A 17620-nucleotide genomic window follows, 5' to 3' on the forward strand; every position below is an offset into this window, starting at 1 on the left:
AGTTTGCTATGTCCTTGAGTGCCTGGATTACAGCGCACTATGAGGAGAAGGGGCCGGTCGTTTGGCTGGCCTTTTTCCTTGAGTTGATCGCTGCTCTCACGCTTTTCTTTATGATGATGCTGACTTGCGCTGATGTATTTGGCCGTTATTTTCTCGGCAATGCGGTAGATGGCGCGACAGAGTTGACCGAGATGAGTCTCGCTATTCTGGTGTTTGCAGAGATGCCAATTATTACCTGGCGCGGCGGTCATGTGGTGGTCGATATTCTGGATCGCGTACTGGGCAGTACGCTGATTAAAGTGCTCGGCCTGCTGTCCGCTTTTCTGATCTCGACATCGTTATACTTTCTTGCTGTTCGTATTTATGAGCTTGCCGTGCGCTCAATAAGCCGCGATGAGGTAACTGAGTTTCTGCAGATGCCGGTGGGGTATATTGTTGAATACATCGCTGTCATGAGCTGGCTAACCGCCGCACTGATGATTAGCTACGGTGTTTACCGGCTCCTATTCCTTGCCCGGGATTGATGCCGGTTAGTCCGGTAGAGATGCACTGACAACGTTACAGGTATTATAAGAATGATTACTGCATTAACTGGTTTTGCAATATTATTGCTGTTTATTGTCGTGGTTCGCGTGCCTATCGCTTTTGCGATGGGGCTGGTGGGCTTTTTCGGTTTTGCATATATGCAGGGGCTGGGGTTCGACAATTTAATGGACTTCAATTGGAATTCCTCTCTGTCGATGGCGTCTAAGCGGGTTATCAACACCGCTCAGGAGTATAGCCTGTCGGTGATTCCGTTGTTTATTCTGATGGGCAATCTGGTAACCAAATCGGGTCTTTCCCATGAGCTGTATCGCGCCTCCTATGCTTTTCTTGGGCATCGTAAAGGTGGGTTGTCGATGGCTACCGTGGTTGCCTGTGGTGGTTTTTCGGCTATCTGTGGTTCCAGTCTGGCAACCTCTGCCACTATGGCAAAGGTCGCTATGCCGCCTATGCGTAAGTATGGTTATGCGGACTCACTGGCAACAGCGTCAATCGCAGCGGGAGGAACGCTGGGTATACTGATTCCGCCGTCAGTAATTCTGGTTATCTACGGTTTGTTAACTGAGACCAGTATCCGTGAACTGTTTGCCGCAGGCTTTATTCCGGGTTTTCTGGGTATTCTGCTGTATCTCTGTGCGGTGCGCTTTGTTGTTTGGCGTACCCCGGAGGCTGGTCCCTGTGGCGATAAGATGAGCTGGCCCGAGCGTGTTCAGGCATTGAATGGTGTCTGGGGCGTGCTTGCTCTGTTCTCTATCGTTATGGGCGGTATATACATGGGTATATTCACGCCAACGGAAGCCGCAGGCATTGGCGCTGGTGGTGCGTTTGTTATAGCCCTCTATCGCCGCTCTCTGACTATGGGCTCTCTGTTTGATATTCTCACCGATACCGCACGCACCTCTGCAATGCTGTTTGGTGTGCTAATCGGTGCGCTGATCTTTTCTAACTTTATTAATCGTGCGGGTTTGCCTGCTGATCTGCTGGATCTGGTAAACAGTCTTGATGTTGCCCCGATGGTCGTTATTCTGGTTATTCTGGCAATCTACATCATACTGGGGATGGTATTTGAAAGTTTGTCGATGCTTCTGCTGACGGTGCCGATCTTTTTCCCGTTGGTTCAGAGCCTGGGCTTTGATCTCGTGTGGTTTGGTATTGTCGTGGTTGTGGTAACAGAGATCAGTCTGATCACTCCACCGGTAGGGATGAACGTTTTTGTACTGAGTGCAGTGCTGCGGGATGTTAAAGCCAGTACGATTTTCAAAGGAGTTACTCCGTTCTGGTGTGCTGATATTGTGCGTCTTGCGCTGATTACACTGTTCTCGTCGATCTCGCTTTTTTTGCCAGAATTATTGTATCGTTAATAACCCAGTTAACACTATTAGGACCCCGAGGGGCCTTTTCTATCTGAGGATTGCAATATGCTGCCTGATGTGAAAAAAATTCTCTATGCGTCTGATATTGATAACGGATCACGCCCTGCGTTTCGTGCGGCGGTCAGTCTTTGTGGTCACTATCATTCTCAGATTACCTATTTGCATGTCATCGAGCCTCTCAGCGCTTCGGCTCAAAGCATCGTGCAAACGATGATAAATGATGAAACGTTAAATGAGCTGCATGATCAGAGTCTGGCAAACCTGAAGGTTAAAATTCAGGAGCGCATTGAGCGTTTTTGCGAGTCAGAGCTTGAACAGAATGAGATACTGGCTGAGGGTGCGATCAATTCCCGGGTAGAAGAGGGGGTCCCTTGGAAAACCATACTGAAGGTTGCTGATGAGATTGATGCTGATGTGATTGTGATGGGAACCCGCACACATTCAGCGATGGGCCAGTTTCTGTTGGGGTCTACGGCCAATAAGGTGATGCATAATTCGAAACGCCCTGTGCTGATTGTTCCCCTCTGATCATCTGTTTTGTCTTTGAAAAGCGACCATTGGGTCGCTTTTTCTCTTTATGCCCTGATGATTATTCTCACTATGGAATTAATATTGTGTCTCCGGGGATGCCCTGCTAGGTTAACCTCATATCAGTATGCAGGAGAGGCTGTGAATGGATGTTTTGTCGGCGATGGAAGTCTTTGTGCGGGTAGTCGATCTTAAAAGTTTTTCTCTGGCGGCAACTGAGCTGGGGATCTCCAGCTCTTCAGTGAGCAAGCAGATTGCCCATCTGGAACAGCATGTGGGGGCACGGTTGCTGCAACGAACGACCCGGCGCCTTAGCGTTACAGAGGTGGGAGCCGCTTATCATGAAAAGTGTCAGGTGATTCTGGCGGAAGTCGACGAAGCTGAAAACCTGGTATCACAACTTCAGGGAAAGCCCCGTGGTGTGCTGAAAATAAACTGCAATATGACTTTCGGGCAGCTGTTGCTTTCCAAAGCTATACCTGAGTTTATGGCCGTTTATCCTGATATTCAGCTGGAAGTTGCTCTCGATGACAGTGATGTTGAACTACTCAAAGATGGCTTTGATCTGGCCTTAAGGATCACCCATCCGCAACTGCCAGACTCCAGTCTGATCGCCCGTGAGATCGCCTCGATCCCGCTGTTTCTCTGTGCGACTCCTGCTTATCTTGAACAACATGGGCGACCGCAAACACCGGAGGCCCTCAGGCAACACAACTGCCTTGTTTTTATGCTTGCCAGTAATACCAATGCCTGGACACTGACAGATCCTGCGGGGAGTCAGACAATTCAGGTGAGCGGAGATCTGAAAGCTAATAATAGTCTGCTGGTGTTGCAGGCTGCGCTGGCCCATCGCGGCGTGGCCAACCTTGCCTCTTTTGTGATTGAGCAATATGTTGAAGAGGGCAGGCTGGAGTTGTTGCTGCCCGGCTATGAGGCAGAGCGGCTCAGTCTTTATGCGGTCTATCCTGAGCGCCAATACAGCCCACCAAAAGTAAGCCTGTTTATCGACTTTTTCAAGAGCTGGCTGGATCGGAATCTGCAGCAAAAATTAAAGTATGAGAGGCCCCTATAACACCCGGATATGGGGTGTTATAGCAGAGCTTTATTCTATAGTTTACATTCGTTAATTGTTTTAACTCTTTGTTATAAAAAGAAAGGCTAATGGGAATATATGATTTTATATGATTACTGCCGCTCTTCAGCTGCCTACCGTGTGCGTATCGCGCTCAATTTAAAAGGGGTTGATTATCAGCAGGTGCCGATAAGCCTGCTGGCGGGAGAACAGCGTTCAGCAGAGTATCTGCAGCGAAATCCTCAGGGGCTGGTGCCCGCGCTCCAGGACGGTGAGCTGCTGTTAACCCAGTCACTGGCGATCTGTGAATATCTGGAGGAGAGCTGCCCAGGTGCTCAGCCGCTGTTACCTGAAAATGCGGCTGACAGAGCTAAGGTGCGGAGTATGGCACAGTTGGTAGCCTGTGATATCCACCCGCTCAATAATCTGCGGATGCTGAAATATCTTGTGTCTGAATTAGGTGTCAGCGAAGCACAGAAAACCCAGTGGTATCAGCATTGGATCTACCAGGGGTTTGATGCGCTGGAACAGATACTGTCTGACACGGCAGGCGATTATAGTTTTGCTGACGACGTCACCCTGGCTGATCTCTATCTGGTTCCTCAGGTCTTTAATGCCAATCGCTTTGGCTGCATCCTCGATTGCTACCCTAATATTGTGCGGGTAAATGAAAACTGCTTAAAACTTAAAGCGTTCGCTGATGCCCATCCTGATCTGCAACCTGGTGCGTGAAGTGGTTAACAAACAGGCCGCAACAGCGGCCTGTAGTGTGGTGAGTGCTGATCCGCACTTAGGCAACGGTTAGTCGAGGTCGTTAAGCGCCTGCATCGCTTCTTTGCTCCAGTCGAGCGCCTTGCGATAACTGGTTTCATAGAGTGTAGAATCAAAATTGGTGGGCAGCAGGTCCCAGTCGCCAGCTTCGTAGTTACCAACGTACATAAGTGTTTCACCCATCTCACCCTGGTGGAAGAGAATCGCATCTTTGATCTCATCACTCAGCGGAACCTCTCTGAGCATAGATTCGCGATCAATATCCAGCAGCAGGTGCAGATTGGACATCATGCCGGTCATAAAATAACTGCCATGGTTAGTGCGTTTAGAGGCCAGCGCGATCTCTTCACACATGCGCCCCCTTACGAGCAGACTGCGGCAGATCTCTTCCGGTTTGCCACTCTGGTTGTTCAGAGCGATCAGGGTAGCCCACTTTCTGATCTGCGCCATGCCCAGCATCACAATCGCTTCCGTCAGCGATTCAACCTTACGAACCAGAGAGTAAGCCGCAGAGTTAACAATGCGCAGTAGTTTATAGGTGAGAACCGGGTCACGTATAATCAGATTTTCGAGTCGTTCGGGCGTCGTATTGGGATTTTGCAGTTCCTGCACCAGTTCAAACAGTGCGGCCTGGTTAGGATCAACTTTTTTCCCCTTAACCATTTTAGGTTTGCTGAGAAAATTGCCCTGGAACAGCTTGAAACCCAGCTTATTACACTCTTCCAGCATCTCTACTGTCTGAATTTTCTCTGCCAGCAGCGTGACTTTGAAAGGGGTCAGCAGTCGAACCTGCTCAGCAACCTCCTCAAAGCTCATATTTTGTACATCAACTTTGACGATCTGGGCCATCTTTAGCAGCGGCTCATAGGCCGGTTTATAGGTAAAGTGATCCAACGCTATCCGATAACCTGCTTTTACCAGGCGGTAAACAGCGACAATCACGTCCCGGTCTACTTTAACGTTTTGGTGAATTTCAAGAACGATATTTTTACGTGGAAGTTCCGGAAAATCGTTTGATATTAACAGGTCACGATTGAGATTAATAAACGCAGGCACCCGTTTTAGCTCCCCCTGGTCGGAGATGCTGGTGTAAGAGTTCAGAATAACTTCGCTACTGCTGCCTGAGTTACGAAATAAGCTGTTTTCAGCGTCCTGTCCATCCCGGTATAGCAGTTCATAGGCAACAACCCGCTGGCTGCGATCAAAGATCGGCTGTCGGGCCATCAGAACTTGTGAATCTGATGAGGTTTCCATATAGGTTTTTCCATTCAAAACTGCTTTTTAGTTTAAGCATATAAGTAACAGCTTTTGTTGTCAGCAGGGTATATCACCATTACAGGTAATCAGATTATCGGATAAACGGCGAAAGAAGTCGCTGTTTTCTATGCGACAGGTATAATGTTGCTCCCTGATTTAGCAGACTGTGATTATGAGTACAATTAACTGGTTCCCAGGCCATATGCATAAAGCCCGCAAAGAGATCGCCAAGGTGATGGACGAGATCGACGTGGTCATTGAGGTGCTTGATGCTCGCCTGCCCGTGTCCAGTGAAAATCCGATGGTATCTCAGTTGCGTAAAGGGACACCGGTGATCAAACTGCTGAATAAAAGTGATCTGGCTGATCCACAGCGAACCCAGGAATGGGCTGATTACTATAATGGCCTGCCTGATACTCAGGCGATTATGATCGATTATTCGCAGAAAAAACTGATCAGCACCATCCCGGATCTGTGCAATAAGCTGGTGCCTTCCCGTAGTAATAATGGCCGCCAGGTAAGGGCGATGATTATGGGCATTCCCAACGTGGGAAAATCCACCATGATCAATGCGTTGCTGGGTAAAAAAATTGCCAAGGTGGGTAATGAACCGGCTGTCACCAAAGGGCAAACACGTTTTACCCTGCGCAACGGTATGGCGTTATCCGATACCCCGGGAATGTTATGGCCAAAGATTGAAGATGTGGACTCCGGCTACCGGCTGGCTGCCAGTGGCGCAATTAAGAATACGGCTATCGAGTTTGAGGATGTTGCGCTCTATGCCGCTGAATTTCTGCGTAAAGCATATCCAGAACTCCTGATGACCCGCTATAAGTTGAAGCAGATGCCCGAGCGTGGCGATCAGGTGCTGGAAGAGATTGGTCGCAAGCGGGGCGGGTTGAGGCCTGGTGGCAAGGTCGATATGCATAAAGCATCGGAAATATTGCTGAACGAGTTGCGCGGTGGTCAGCTCGGCCAGATAACCTACGAAACGGTCGATGAATGGCTGGAAAAGTGGGAACGGCAACGCGTTGAAGCGGAGCTGCTTGAGCAGGAACGACTAGAACAGGAACGGGTAGAGGCAGAGTCACAGAGTGATCGCTCGGCTCACCGAAATAAAGGTAATTGATATGACACGAATTAAGAAAAAACGCACCTCACCAAAACCTATCTTTCTCGATGTGCCGCGTCGCAGTGAAAAACTGGCAGACCCTGACAGCTATGAAAGCCGTAAGCGCCGTAATCTGGAACAGAAGAAAAAGAGTAAGAGCAAGTCTGTGTATGAGAAAGCCCGCGAAGCTGAACAGGCTAAAGAGTCGGGTCAGCCGCAGCGCAACACGCCATTAGCGGAAAAAATCCGTCGTCTGAAAAAGGCAGAAGAAGCCCGTCAGAACGCCTCTGACGAGGAATAATCTCTCCTGGAGTTTGATCTCTGATAAACCGTACTCTACGTTTACTGTTACCTGCGGAATGATTCGCAGGCAGTAAACGGAGATCAGAGTATGTCTCATGCTGATGTTCAACGTGCTGGCGATCTGCCAGCCAAAGTTGATCTTACTGAGGGTGAAACCTATGGCTGGTGTGCCTGTGGGCGTTCCAGTAAGCAACCCTTTTGTGATGGCTCTCATCAGGGCACAGGGCTCGACCCGGTAGTCTTTGTGGCCCGCAAAACGGAAACGGTTTTTCTCTGCCAGTGCAAACAGACCGGAACACCACCGTTGTGTGACGGTAGTCATAGTCAATAAGAACCGCAAAGCCAATAGAACTCGCTAGAACCGATCTGACTGGGTACAATGCGTTTCATTTTTTAGCGGGAAATAGTTACCTTGCAACAGGTTGATGTGGTTATTATCGGGGCTGGTGCTTCCGGTCTGATGTGTGCTGCTACGGCAGGCTATCGGGGTCGATCCGTACTGGTGCTTGAGCATACGGCTAAGATTGGCCGGAAGATTCTGATGTCTGGCGGTGGCCGCTGTAACTTCACTAATCTCCATAACTCACCTGCGAACTTCATTTCAGAAAATCCGCATTTTTGTAAATCGGCGTTAAGCCGCTACAGCGCTCAGGATTTTATCGATCTGGTTGACCGCCATGGAGTGGAGTATCACGAAAAAACGCTGGGACAGTTGTTCTGTAACGAATCCAGTAAAGAGATTCTTCAGGTTTTACTCACCGAGTGTGACTGGGCAGGGGTTGAGATCAGAACCGAAACTCAGGTACATAAGTTGAAACAGACCGAGTGCGGTTTTCAGCTGCAAACCACTGCTGGCAATATAGCGGCAAAATCGGTTGTGATTGCTACCGGTGGGTTGTCTATTCCAAACGGCGGAGCCACCAGTTTTGCCTACGACATCGCCGAGCAGTTTTCGCTGGATCTGTTACCGCGTAGCGCTTCTCTGGTGCCTTTTACCCTGCAACCTAAAGATAAAGAGCAGCTGAGCGAGCTGTCCGGTGTTTCGCACCGGGTGCGGGCGAGTATCGGTAAAACCAGTTTTGTTGAGATGATGCTGTTTACTCACCGGGGGCTGAGTGGCCCTGCGGTGCTGCAGATCTCCAACTACTGGCAGCCGGGCATGGAGGTTGAGATCGACCTGTTTCCCGATTTCGATCTGTTCGCATGGTTGAAAGAGCAGCGGGAACAACGCCCAAAAGCAGAACTGACCACCATCATGGCGCAGCAGATGAGTAAGCGGATGGCACAGATACTCTGTGCAAAATTTGAACTCTCTGGCGTAATAGGAAACCTCTCCAATAAGCAGCTTGAAGCGGTTGCGGCTGCATTCTGTTGCTGGAAAATCAAACCGTCGGGTACTGAAGGTTATCGTACAGCTGAAGTGACGCTTGGTGGTATAAATACTAATGAAATCAATCAGAAAACCATGGAAGCTAAATCTGTTTCTGGTCTGTATTTTATTGGCGAGTGCCTCGATGTAACCGGCCATCTGGGCGGCCACAACTTCCAGTGGGCCTGGGCGTCCGGAGTGGCTGCGGGGCAGGTGGTTTAGTTTGTGTAGACGTAATTAAAATGAAGACAAAGGTAATAAAAAGTTAGGCAAAGACGTACTTTATCTAACTTTTAATGTGCTCTATGGTTCAGTTATTGATTCAGGAATCTGTTTCAATAGCGCAAGAGGTATAGCGCTCAAAAGTATTCTTGCCATCAGGAATTCGCGATGGCCGCCCTGAAAGAAAATAATACTCAGGTAGGCATGTTGGTTTGGAAATTGTGTCAATTAGTTTCCTTGGCTTAAGGACTAAAGTTCTTCCTTAGGCTAACCAATCTCCGTATGCTTGAACATCAATCATGGGAACTGTTCCACTGAATTGCAATATTGAGATCAGTTTGAATAAAAAGGCAGCAGTGGCTTTCTGTTGTGTCTTAAGGATAAAGTCACTGTTAGTGTCATCGAAATAAAAATAACCATGATTCGCTGCACAGCTTATATCGAGAAGTCCTTCTGCTTGATCTGCCTTCAGTTGCTTTAATAGTGGCATCCCAAAAGCTGGGCTCCATTCGCTTTCAAGGGTAAGTATACCGCCAATAATCGGTATTAGCGGCTTAGCTGGATAAGTACCATTGGCATATGGGATCGGCAAGGAGGTTCTATGTAAGCTTCTGACGCTGGCTACTTTCTCCTGAGCGTATTTAATCATGTCTAAATTCAGAGACTGTTTCACTTCAAAAACGGCATAAACGCTTTCCGCAGGTACGATGACTTGCCCTCCATAGTGAAAAACAAATGGTGAATATTGTCGGTCGTAAACAACGATGTCCATTTGACCGCTGAAAACACCTTTACTATCGACAACATGAGCTTCACTGGCTCTGTATCTTTCTGGAAGGTAAGTATTAAGTAAATCAATCCAGGTGTTTTCAGTACCATTCCCCTTTGTTACGGGATGATTGAACGCCTGTCTAATAGTAGATAAGCGATGTTCAATGTCTTCGCTTAGGCTTTCCAGTATTATAGGTAAAGACCACTCACTCATATGTCTGCCTCTTTAAAAGGAGGGGTAGGCGTTATAGTCTTAGTGATTTCTAGTGCTCTAGAGGCTGATACGGCTTTCAGGGGGTAAGCATCAAGAACGATTCCCGGGATAAGTCTTTGCGTAAGATCAGAAAAAGTAAATCCATAAGTTCTGTTTTGAGTTACGCCTGTGGCATCAACAATGGTCTTAATCTGTTCAGACGTGAAATTCAGTTGAGATAATGGATTGCTTAGGACTGATGAGCGTTGCTCTGCGTTAGGTCTAGAGAAGCTAAGTATGTCAGCAGCTCGTCTTTTAATGGCGGGATCGAGTGCGTTAACACGATTTGTACACATAACGACGGCTACAGGTAGTTGCCCGTTGGCTATTCGGTCAATTCCACGAATGAATGCATTAACTCCAGCTCTGTCTTCATGGTGCATTTGAGCTGCTTCTCTAGACTGAGCTAGCGCGTCAGCTTCGTCTATGAGTAGTATTATTCCACCTCGAGCTGGGCCGTTTTCTGATTTTAACTTTCGGGCTTCAGCAATGGTATAATCAAAGGCACTTGAGATAAGCTGAGTCATTTCACCGACACGGCCTTGGCCTCTAGCAGACAGGCTTAACGGGAACAGGTTGATATCAATGTCTTCCTGTCTTGCAACCATATCACCAATAGTTTCAGCTAGCTCTGTCTTACCTGAACCTACATCGCCGGCTAAAACAATTAGGGGTGGTCGTCGCAAGATCATGTTTACTAGTTGGTCGGCCCCTCTGTGGTATTTATTAGCCCAATTTTCTAAGCCTTTTGAGTTAATTAATAAGCCCAGCATTTTTGAAAGACTGCTTTTCTTATCATCCAGTCCAACAAGGCGTGCCAGTCTATCCTGAGCCTCAAAGTCGGGATATGATATTCGCTTTTCAAACAGTTCGTCGAGGGAAGGTTTTGTGTTCATGTATAGCTCCTTACACTGGACCGCGCTAATGATCTACCGCCTGATGAATAAGTCCTGTCGTCTTCTAGATAGCCAGTGACACCAGGAGTATCACCTGTAGTACGTTGAAAGGGTAAGTTTTCCTTAAAAGTTTTCCGTTCTTCACTAGATAAGGTATTCCAAGTGTTAGAGTACTCAAGGAAGCTTGCAAATGATGCATTATCAATGTTTTTACCAGGCCTGATTTTTCCTGGATCATCACTTTCTGAAATACTGAGGTCTCTAGATGTATAAATGAGTGTCGGTTCAATCCAGTTGTCATTTTTTTGAAAGCCATAAGTAACTTTTTCTAAGTAACCATGCTTTAGAAGTTCGACTATTTCACATTCGTATTGATCGATTGACGTATCACTGGGTTTTCCATAGAAACGTTGCATGCGCTTTAAATCAGTGGCGACTTTGGCTGCTATATGCTTTGCATGGGTAACAGTGAAAGTAGTTGATTCGGTTGTTGAATAGCTATAGCTCATTGTGACCTCACACTTGGAAAGTTGAGCCAAAAACTTTCTGCCAATAGTAAACTGTATCCGTTTTGGACGTGGCAGATAAGGCAGCGTCAATGGCATCGCCAGCATCCAATGCAGCTTCGACAATAATGTCGGCTTGATAATCCGTGTATAGCTGACTGACATTGTTCTCTGGATTAACTGGATCCATAATCTTTACTGGTGTTGAAATGGTTCCGATGTCTGATGCCGGGTAGTAGTCGTTGAATACAATTAACTCTCTCATATCGGTCCTGGCGATATAGGTAAAGAAGTTTTGTAGTGCTTCTGGGTAATCAGAAAAATCAGCACCGTCATCTGCTAGTTTTGCCAAAATCATTTCGATCATGAATGATTTAAATCTGAATCCGTCCCTTTCTCGTTTTTCTTTTCGAGCCCAGTACTTTGCCAGTCTAACAACCTGAGCAAAATGATGTGGCAGGCTAGCTTTTCGTTTTTTTGCAAATTCCAGGTGTCTAGGGATGCTAGTTTTAAGAAAAGAGCCGTCATCCTGACTTACCAAATTGCCGTACCAGTCTTTGTCCCCGTAATAGAGTATGGGGACGATATCTACATCTAACCCAGTTCCCTTAAATGATACTGAAATACTATATGTTTGAGGCTTAACTTGATCAGGTGAAAAGTTCGGAAATGCTTTGCGTAGGTTTTCAGCAATACCTTTTAGCAGCTTTGATATATCTGAAGGAGCATCAGCACCACTTACGTAGCACGCTATGTCGATATCGTTGAGTGACCGAAGAGCAGTGCCTTTGGCCAAACTACCTGAAATTTGCATTCTCCGGAGTGAAAAGTCTGGGTGATCTTTCAAATAACTTTCTAGCTTTTCACGTAAGCGACGAGCTTGAGCCCTATATTCATCAGCCTTTGTCTTCGGCAGATTGACTTTATCCAGGGCAAATTTTGCTATGTCTTTGTGATCTACGTGTGTTCTAGACATTGTAATACCTCAAAAGAAACACCATAAGTTCGGAATGCTGAACAAATTTAGCCATGGAAATATTCGTAAGTCAAGCTTATAATGTAAGTCAATTCCGAACTTTTTGATGTAGTGAAGGAAATTTATTATGTCTACAGCGTTGGGTTCTAAGATTAAGGATCTTAGAATAGGTAAGGGGTATACCCTTGAAAAATTGGCTGATCTCACCGGTTCCAGTAAAAGTTATATTTGGGAACTCGAAAACAAGAACCCTCCTAGACCATCCGCAGAGAAGGTGTCAAAGATTGCTGAAAAGTTAGGCGTCACAATCGAGTACTTGATGGATGATGAGGCTAGCATCACGATCGAAGATGCAGCTGATGCTCGTTTTTATCGTAAATATCAACAAATGGATGAAAAGACAAAGACCAAGATTCGTTCATTTGTTGATCTTTGGGATGATGAAGATAGCGAATAATATGACACCACAAAAATGGGCTTTTCAACTAACCCATATCTTAAACGCGTATTCTTCTGATCAGGAACGTTTTCCCGTCAATGTGAAGGATATTGCTAAAGATTTTTCACACCATAAATATCCTGAAGACCCTATAACTATGATCAAGGGGGCTAATCTTCCGAAGTTTGATGGAGGTCTATTTAAAGCTCCTTCAGGTAAAAAGGGGTGGGGGATAATCTATAATAATGCGATGGAGTCGCAGGGACGTATAAATTACACTTTAGCTCATGAGTTTGGCCATTATTTGCTTCATCGGCTTGAATACCCTCAAGGTATTCAGTGTGGGGAACAAGATATGGTGAGATGGGATTCTGCTTACGCTCAGATTGAACATCAAGCTAATGTTTTTGCATCAAACTTACTAATGCCATTAGATGATTACCGAAAGCAGATCCCAGATACGATCAAAGTTGACCTGGACATGATTGGATCTTGTGCTGATCGGTATGCTGTGTCATTGATCGCCGCAACGCTTCGGTGGATAGAATATACTGAACGAAGAGCGGTAATTGTTGTATCGAGGGATGGTTTTATCTTGTGGGCAAGATCCAGCAAAGCTGCGTATAGGTCTGGTGTTTATTTCAAGACGAGTAATCAGTCACCAATTACAGTACCTCAGCATTCATTAGCAAGTGGCACCACTACTCGTGATAATCAAAGAAAAGGGGTATCGATTCCTTCCGGTGTATGGTTTGAAGAAAGCTGTGAAGAGATGGTCGTTTTTTCAGAGCTTTATGACTTTACGATATCCGTGATTCAGCTGGAAGTGTTGTAAGCTATAGGCAGATCCTTTGGTGGTAAAAGTGATTTGGGGTGCGCATAGATAAAGCGTGCTCAACCAGTCAGAGTGAAAAGAAGGTTGAAGATCGCTTTAATGTTAAATGCCAAAGATTGGTGTCAGTATGCCCACCATGTAAAGGAAATTTAAGATTTCGAGAAGAGCGGTGTGGTAATTTTTGGAGGGCCGATTACAGAGGTAGTGGCCAAAGCTTCGTTCATACTGAAATATATAACTCCTCCTATGTGATAAAAGCGTGATGTTCACGACACGTCGATAGTGGAGCAATTTTTGTCGCTATCAGGCCTCGAAATTCATTTTCAACCCATTAAGGATGCCCGAAATTTATGGAACGATTTATAGATTCTTTGAGTCACTTTCTTAAAGAGCTTCAAGAGCTCGTATCTACTGTAATTAATGCCTTAGAAACCGATGACGAATTAGGAACGGTTCTTCGTTTTCATTGGTTGATAGAGGCAATGCTTGTGGAATATTTAAAAGAAAAGCGAAGAGGAGATATCGGAAGAATTGTTAGAGAACCACGTGATTTTGGAATGAAGCTTGCCCTTTCGGCAGCATTTGGTATGCCACTACCTATAGCAAAGGTTATATATCAAATTAATTTAATTAGAAATAAAATAGCCCACTCGAAATCAACATGTATTGAAAATGGTGATCTGAAAGAATTGGTAAGACTGGTAAATAAACTCGAAGGACTAGGAGTGATGTTTACTCCAGTACAAAACCGATATTTGGTGATGCCGATTAGGAATCCAGGCCAAAAGTTTATGTTTGGACAACATGGTAATCGAATTGATTTTGCCATTGCGTGTTTTGGGTTTTATGAGGTTTTTATTCGCTGGTATCCTACAGAATCGAAAAAAGAGACTTAAAAAACAGCAGTCTGTGCTCAAATTATGATAGTTTTAATACAGGTAACATGAATCTCTGTATGTGCAGTTACCTTTGCTTGCTAATAGTTTTGCTGTCTGATTCATGCGGTCAATGCCAAATCGTAGTAAATAACCATACACCTCTTCATGTATTGATATGTAATACTCAAATTCAGATATGATATGTGTTTCTGCGGTAAACAGTTCTTTAAAGGTATTACGAAAGCCGTTATAGTCTTGAGCGGTTTCTGGTTGAGTTTTGAATATTTTATAACACTCTTTATAAGAAAGCCTACATAATACTTTATGGACCATTATCTCAGCCAGAAATCCCGCAACAAAGCATTTAGCTAGGTAGTCGAGATTAGTAGGAATAGTGTCTGGAATTGTCTCTCCTTCCCACTCCAATCTATTGTTTTTCCATATTCTAACGTTTATCAGTTTAGTTGGAACAAGATAGTGAAGTAGAGCCATATGGCCGACTTCATGTATGGCACATATAAACTGGTTATTGTAATCATTCTCCTTGTCCCTTGAAAAATAGTAACACGTGGATAGGGTTGGTTTCCGCAACTTTGAATTGGAGCGACGTCGGCGTCGCCATCTTATTTGAAAAAGTCGTAGGTCCTTTTGTAAGCCCCGTTTCATTATCCCTTATCCTCTTTCCATTTGTTCAGAATGAGTTTTAGCATAGCATGCAGTGATTGCCGCTGTACTACAAAATAGTTTTACAATAGGACACCATGGTGTTTTCCACGAACAGTCAGTTAAGAGGGTTGGACTAACCTCGATTGGTACCATCAGATTGACCTGAATGACCACAAATCAGACACCTCTCAAACGTGAAGTTTCTCTTAGTCAAACATAGCCGCCACGATGGCTTCTGGTGCGTCCTCTTGCATCAGGTGGCCCGATGCAGGAACCGCTGTTAACACTCCACCGGTCAGCAGGTTTGCAAGTTTCCTGCCCTGCGAAATAGGTATCCATTCATCGTTCTCGCCCCACAAAATCTGTACTGGGTCTTCCATGGGGGCGTAAAGCTTCTTTATTTCATCGGTGTAGCGCTGATCCATCTGTGCTATTTGGCGATAGAATGCTGATTGTCCAATGCTGCCTTGCCAGGGGGCCATATAGATTTCAAGCGTCTCTTCACTCAGTTCAGAATACGCAGAACTCTGAAGGTATGCACGGAGAAGAGCATCATGAGCATATGCGGGTAGTCCCGCAAAGGCTTCTTCGTATTCACGGACATGGCTGACAAACGGCGATCCCCAGGGAGCGACGGCTACCGGGTCAATAATAGTAAGACGGGCATAACGGATGCCATTCAGGTAGTACGCCCGCAACGCGGTTGCGCCACCAAAATCATGACAGAGCACTTCAGGCTTCTCGATTCCCCATTCCTGAAGCAGAGCAGTAAACAGAGTATTTTGAATCGCCAGCGATACATCCTGGCCTTCTCGCTTTTCTGATAATCCATATCCAAGCAGATCGAAATAGTAGACTTTATTTCGCCTTGCCAGCAGTGGTGCGATCTTCCTCCAGACCTGTGAGGAAAAGGGCGTTCCGTGAATAAGAACGAGTGGTTCACCTTCGCCAATACACCCCCATGCAATATCCTGCCCTTCAAATGTGAAACGATGTGACAAATTAAGCATAAAACGCACCCGTATAACCGTTAATAAGATATAATAGGTTAGTTAGTCGGGTAGAATTAAACAACCGTTAAATTGAAGTAATAGGTTATGGTATGGCGCTATGTAATGAAGATGCGTTCATTGGTGGGCATCCTGCACTTGATTTTGTGAATACCGTCGATGATCAGGATAAGTGCAGAGACAGTAGTCGTATTTCTGACTGGCCAGGCTTTCTGGGATGGGCGAACGCTTCATCTCTCTTCAGCGAACAACAGATGAATGCGTTGGAAAATGAGATACAACAAACCGACATTACAACTTTGCTGACAAGCATTCACGAACTAAGGGAGACTGCATATGCTTCACTTAGCGGCATAGCATCGGGAGAAACACAAACGGATGAAGCGCTGCAAAAGCTTGAAGAGGGTATAAGAATTGCGCTAAATAACTCGTCTTTGAAACTGAAAGGAAACAACTATATATGGGTACCCGATATGGTTAATCCGAACTGGGTCATTGACGTTCTGACGCTATCCATTGAGAGTCTGCTACGTTTTCACGACATTTCTAAACTCAAAGAGTGTGGGCGTTGCTCATGGATGTTCCTGAATCAAGGTCGGGGCAGGGGGCGGCGGTGGTGCAACATGAGAACATGTGGAAACCGGGCAAAGTCTGTATCTTTCAGAAACCGCAAGCAATAGTGTTTTAGCAAGGCTGATAGCTTTTTAAAACCCCGAGACATTCGTTGTTTTGAAGTAATTAAAACGAAGACTCTTGGCGTTACAGTCCACCGCCAGTCACTTCCATTCCTGAATGTTTATGCTTGCATATGTACTTATCTTTCAGGGTTAAGTTAAGGAATGTGAAACATGGTTGTGAGCTCACCGTTGTTAACACTCAATTCAACTCTGAAATTCCTCTAAAACCTGCTGCCGGTCATTTGTGGGTGTACACTCATAGATGGCTCTGAAGCGCCGGGTAACGTGTGTCGAGTAATGAAAACCCCAGCTGTAGGCTATTTCAGGGGTTTTTCGGTTTTTCATCAAAGTGTTGGCAAGGTCTTCATGGGCTTTTTTCAATCGCATCGAAATTATATGTTGCTGCACTATTCATCGCACTCTTCAAATAGGGAAACGTTATGGCTGATTACTTTGGTTCTTGTCTGTGTGGCACGGTTACATTTGAAGTGCAAGGGGAGTTTGAGAGCTTTTACTTGTGTCATTGTCAACATTGCCAAAAAGATACCGGTTCTGCTCATGCGGCAAATCTGTTCTCAACGTCAGCTAAATTAAACTGGCTTTCAGGTGCAGATGCGGTGACTTCTTTTACGCTTCCAGGGACTCATCATAGCAAAAGCTTTTGTAAGTTGTGTGGTTCGGCATTGCCAGGTACTCAGGTTGCAGGTTTGCTCGTCGTGCCGGCAGGGTGTCTGGACACAAAAATCGGCAGGGTGCCCACGGCGCACATTTTCTCATCCAGCAAAGCGGCTTGGGATGGGGTAGGTGAGGTGCCAGAATTCGACGGTCTGCCGGAGTGAGCGACTGTCACATAACAGTACGATTGGTGCTTCCTAACGGTAAAAACAGATCAGGGTGAAGAGAGATCTCCTGAAAGTCATATTGGCGGGGCAGACTATCCGTTCATTTGCCACCTCCAGCCATCTATCCTGACGGCTTTCGTCAGCAATCAACAAAAGTGGAAATCCTACTTTAATCAACATAGCTATGCATAACCATTTTGGGTAATTGTTTGTTGATCCGTCATACAGAGGTTTTGCTAATGGGCTTCTTTTAAGTGATACTCAATTTCAATCAATAGAAATAAATTATGTGTCATTAAGAGTTTTTCCTTATCAGGCATTA

Annotated in this window: 21 protein-coding genes; 14 read left to right on the top strand and 7 right to left on the bottom strand. The window is 45.7% G+C overall.

The features are described from left to right. Nucleotides 1-8: 8 nt before the first annotated feature. The 5 genes from ACQY8X_RS01355 to maiA all read left to right on the top strand — a co-directional run bounded on the left by ACQY8X_RS01355 (nt 9) and on the right by maiA (nt 4248). A complete protein-coding gene (locus tag ACQY8X_RS01355) occupies nt 9-524 on the top strand; it encodes a TRAP transporter small permease (protein ID WP_428033339.1) in 516 nt (171 codons plus the stop codon). A 51-nt stretch (nt 525-575) separates the two neighbouring features. Further along, nucleotides 576-1904, top strand: coding sequence for a TRAP transporter large permease (locus tag ACQY8X_RS01360; RefSeq protein WP_428033340.1), 1329 nt, complete (start codon nt 576-578; stop codon nt 1902-1904). Nucleotides 1905-1961: 57 nt separating this feature from the next. Continuing rightward, nucleotides 1962-2444, top strand: a complete 483-nt coding sequence (locus tag ACQY8X_RS01365; RefSeq protein ID WP_428033341.1) for a universal stress protein — start codon at nt 1962-1964, stop codon at nt 2442-2444. Nucleotides 2445-2589: 145 nt separating this feature from the next. Then, nucleotides 2590-3516: a LysR family transcriptional regulator gene (locus ACQY8X_RS01370; protein ID WP_428033342.1), complete on the top strand. Its 927-nt coding sequence runs from the start codon at nt 2590-2592 to the stop codon at nt 3514-3516. A 99-nt stretch (nt 3517-3615) separates the two neighbouring features. Then, on the top strand, nt 3616-4248 hold the full coding sequence (maiA, locus tag ACQY8X_RS01375) for a maleylacetoacetate isomerase (protein WP_428033343.1): 633 nt from the start codon (nt 3616-3618) through the stop codon (nt 4246-4248). A 69-nt stretch (nt 4249-4317) separates the two neighbouring features. On the opposite strand, the gene ACQY8X_RS01380 is transcribed toward maiA, so the two are convergent. Then, nucleotides 4318-5541: an EAL and HDOD domain-containing protein gene (locus ACQY8X_RS01380; RefSeq protein WP_428033344.1), complete on the bottom strand. Its 1224-nt coding sequence runs from the start codon at nt 5539-5541 to the stop codon at nt 4318-4320. A 175-nt stretch (nt 5542-5716) separates the two neighbouring features. Here ACQY8X_RS01380 and ylqF point away from each other — a divergent pair, with 175 nt between their 5' ends. From ylqF to ACQY8X_RS01400, 4 genes are all read left to right on the top strand, one after another. Further along, nucleotides 5717-6673: a ribosome biogenesis GTPase YlqF gene (ylqF, locus tag ACQY8X_RS01385; protein WP_428033345.1), complete on the top strand. Its 957-nt coding sequence runs from the start codon at nt 5717-5719 to the stop codon at nt 6671-6673. Between the two features lies 1 nt (nt 6674). Then, a complete protein-coding gene (locus ACQY8X_RS01390; protein ID WP_428033346.1) occupies nt 6675-6956 on the top strand; it encodes a hypothetical protein in 282 nt (93 codons plus the stop codon). Nucleotides 6957-7046: 90 nt separating this feature from the next. Further along, complete coding sequence (locus tag ACQY8X_RS01395; RefSeq protein WP_428033347.1) at nt 7047-7289, top strand: CDGSH iron-sulfur domain-containing protein; 243 nt, start codon at nt 7047-7049, stop codon at nt 7287-7289. Between the two features lie 81 nt (nt 7290-7370). Beyond that, a complete protein-coding gene (locus tag ACQY8X_RS01400) occupies nt 7371-8549 on the top strand; it encodes an NAD(P)/FAD-dependent oxidoreductase (RefSeq protein WP_428033348.1) in 1179 nt (392 codons plus the stop codon). Nucleotides 8550-8811: 262 nt separating this feature from the next. Here the strand turns inward: ACQY8X_RS01400 and ACQY8X_RS01405 are convergent, their stop codons facing one another. From ACQY8X_RS01405 to ACQY8X_RS01420, 4 genes are read right to left on the bottom strand one after another with little or no spacing between them, the layout of a single operon-like run. Next, nucleotides 8812-9534, bottom strand: a complete 723-nt coding sequence (locus ACQY8X_RS01405) for a DUF6602 domain-containing protein (protein ID WP_428033349.1) — start codon at nt 9532-9534, stop codon at nt 8812-8814. Then, the gene (locus ACQY8X_RS01410; protein WP_428033350.1) at nt 9531-10469 is read right to left on the bottom strand and encodes an AAA family ATPase; all 939 of its coding nucleotides are present in this window, start codon (nt 10467-10469) and stop codon (nt 9531-9533) included. Before ACQY8X_RS01410 ends, ACQY8X_RS01405 begins: the two co-directional genes overlap by 4 nt. Then, complete coding sequence (locus ACQY8X_RS01415) at nt 10466-10978, bottom strand: hypothetical protein (protein ID WP_428033351.1); 513 nt, start codon at nt 10976-10978, stop codon at nt 10466-10468. The genes ACQY8X_RS01410 and ACQY8X_RS01415 overlap by 4 nt, the downstream gene beginning before the upstream one ends. A 7-nt stretch (nt 10979-10985) precedes the next feature. Next, the gene (locus tag ACQY8X_RS01420) at nt 10986-11951 is read right to left on the bottom strand and encodes a CBASS oligonucleotide cyclase (protein ID WP_428033352.1); all 966 of its coding nucleotides are present in this window, start codon (nt 11949-11951) and stop codon (nt 10986-10988) included. A gap of 127 nt (nt 11952-12078) precedes the next feature. Here ACQY8X_RS01420 and ACQY8X_RS01425 point away from each other — a divergent pair, with 127 nt between their 5' ends. The 3 genes from ACQY8X_RS01425 to ACQY8X_RS01435 all read left to right on the top strand — a co-directional run bounded on the left by ACQY8X_RS01425 (nt 12079) and on the right by ACQY8X_RS01435 (nt 14121). Beyond that, a complete protein-coding gene (locus ACQY8X_RS01425; protein WP_428033353.1) occupies nt 12079-12408 on the top strand; it encodes a helix-turn-helix domain-containing protein in 330 nt (109 codons plus the stop codon). Then, entirely contained in the window at nt 12389-13225 is an 837-nt protein-coding gene (locus ACQY8X_RS01430) for an ImmA/IrrE family metallo-endopeptidase (protein ID WP_428033354.1), read from the top strand. The genes ACQY8X_RS01425 and ACQY8X_RS01430 overlap by 20 nt, the downstream gene beginning before the upstream one ends. 350 nt (nt 13226-13575) lie before the next feature. Continuing rightward, the gene (locus ACQY8X_RS01435; RefSeq protein WP_428033355.1) at nt 13576-14121 is read left to right on the top strand and encodes a hypothetical protein; all 546 of its coding nucleotides are present in this window, start codon (nt 13576-13578) and stop codon (nt 14119-14121) included. 854 nt (nt 14122-14975) lie between these two features. Here ACQY8X_RS01435 and ACQY8X_RS01440 read toward each other — a convergent pair. Continuing rightward, complete coding sequence (locus tag ACQY8X_RS01440) at nt 14976-15779, bottom strand: alpha/beta fold hydrolase (protein WP_428033356.1); 804 nt, start codon at nt 15777-15779, stop codon at nt 14976-14978. Nucleotides 15780-15871: 92 nt separating this feature from the next. Here ACQY8X_RS01440 and ACQY8X_RS01445 point away from each other — a divergent pair, with 92 nt between their 5' ends. Continuing rightward, nucleotides 15872-16459 carry a CGNR zinc finger domain-containing protein gene (locus tag ACQY8X_RS01445; protein ID WP_428033357.1) on the top strand — a complete coding sequence of 196 codons (588 nt, stop codon included), beginning with the start codon at nt 15872-15874 and terminating at the stop codon, nt 16457-16459. Nucleotides 16460-16660: 201 nt separating this feature from the next. Here the strand turns inward: ACQY8X_RS01445 and ACQY8X_RS01450 are convergent, their stop codons facing one another. Continuing rightward, entirely contained in the window at nt 16661-16864 is a 204-nt protein-coding gene (locus ACQY8X_RS01450; protein WP_428033358.1) for a helix-turn-helix domain-containing protein, read from the bottom strand. A gap of 32 nt (nt 16865-16896) precedes the next feature. Between ACQY8X_RS01450 and ACQY8X_RS01455 the strand changes: the two genes are divergently transcribed. After that, the gene (locus ACQY8X_RS01455; RefSeq protein ID WP_428033359.1) at nt 16897-17295 is read left to right on the top strand and encodes a GFA family protein; all 399 of its coding nucleotides are present in this window, start codon (nt 16897-16899) and stop codon (nt 17293-17295) included. Nucleotides 17296-17620: the final 325 nt, after the last annotated feature.

Origin of the sequence: Amphritea sp. (assembly GCF_050300915.1) — a bacterium.
GTDB lineage: Bacteria > Pseudomonadota > Gammaproteobacteria > Pseudomonadales > Balneatricaceae > Amphritea.

Excerpts from the sequence above, each read along its gene's own strand:
- ACQY8X_RS01405 (WP_428033349.1), bottom strand. The coding sequence starts at position 9,534 with ATGAGTGAGTGGTCTTTACCTATAATACTGGAAAGCCTAAGCGAAGAC.
- ACQY8X_RS01440 (WP_428033356.1), bottom strand. The coding sequence starts at position 15,779 with ATGCTTAATTTGTCACATCGTTTCACATTTGAAGGGCAGGATATTGCA.
- ACQY8X_RS01390 (WP_428033346.1), top strand. The coding sequence starts at position 6,675 with ATGACACGAATTAAGAAAAAACGCACCTCACCAAAACCTATCTTTCTC.
- ACQY8X_RS01415 (WP_428033351.1), bottom strand. The coding sequence starts at position 10,978 with ATGAGCTATAGCTATTCAACAACCGAATCAACTACTTTCACTGTTACC.
- ACQY8X_RS01370 (WP_428033342.1), top strand. The coding sequence starts at position 2,590 with ATGGATGTTTTGTCGGCGATGGAAGTCTTTGTGCGGGTAGTCGATCTT.
- ACQY8X_RS01410 (WP_428033350.1), bottom strand. The coding sequence starts at position 10,469 with ATGAACACAAAACCTTCCCTCGACGAACTGTTTGAAAAGCGAATATCA.
- ACQY8X_RS01395 (WP_428033347.1), top strand. The coding sequence starts at position 7,047 with ATGTCTCATGCTGATGTTCAACGTGCTGGCGATCTGCCAGCCAAAGTT.
- ACQY8X_RS01365 (WP_428033341.1), top strand. The coding sequence starts at position 1,962 with ATGCTGCCTGATGTGAAAAAAATTCTCTATGCGTCTGATATTGATAAC.
- ylqF (WP_428033345.1), top strand. The coding sequence starts at position 5,717 with ATGAGTACAATTAACTGGTTCCCAGGCCATATGCATAAAGCCCGCAAA.
- maiA (WP_428033343.1), top strand. The coding sequence starts at position 3,616 with ATGATTTTATATGATTACTGCCGCTCTTCAGCTGCCTACCGTGTGCGT.
- ACQY8X_RS01360 (WP_428033340.1), top strand. The coding sequence starts at position 576 with ATGATTACTGCATTAACTGGTTTTGCAATATTATTGCTGTTTATTGTC.
- ACQY8X_RS01425 (WP_428033353.1), top strand. The coding sequence starts at position 12,079 with ATGTCTACAGCGTTGGGTTCTAAGATTAAGGATCTTAGAATAGGTAAG.
- ACQY8X_RS01455 (WP_428033359.1), top strand. The coding sequence starts at position 16,897 with ATGGCTGATTACTTTGGTTCTTGTCTGTGTGGCACGGTTACATTTGAA.
- ACQY8X_RS01445 (WP_428033357.1), top strand. The coding sequence starts at position 15,872 with ATGGCGCTATGTAATGAAGATGCGTTCATTGGTGGGCATCCTGCACTT.
- ACQY8X_RS01420 (WP_428033352.1), bottom strand. The coding sequence starts at position 11,951 with ATGTCTAGAACACACGTAGATCACAAAGACATAGCAAAATTTGCCCTG.
- ACQY8X_RS01430 (WP_428033354.1), top strand. The coding sequence starts at position 12,389 with ATGATGAAGATAGCGAATAATATGACACCACAAAAATGGGCTTTTCAA.
- ACQY8X_RS01355 (WP_428033339.1), top strand. The coding sequence starts at position 9 with ATGTCCTTGAGTGCCTGGATTACAGCGCACTATGAGGAGAAGGGGCCG.
- ACQY8X_RS01380 (WP_428033344.1), bottom strand. The coding sequence starts at position 5,541 with ATGGAAACCTCATCAGATTCACAAGTTCTGATGGCCCGACAGCCGATC.
- ACQY8X_RS01435 (WP_428033355.1), top strand. The coding sequence starts at position 13,576 with ATGGAACGATTTATAGATTCTTTGAGTCACTTTCTTAAAGAGCTTCAA.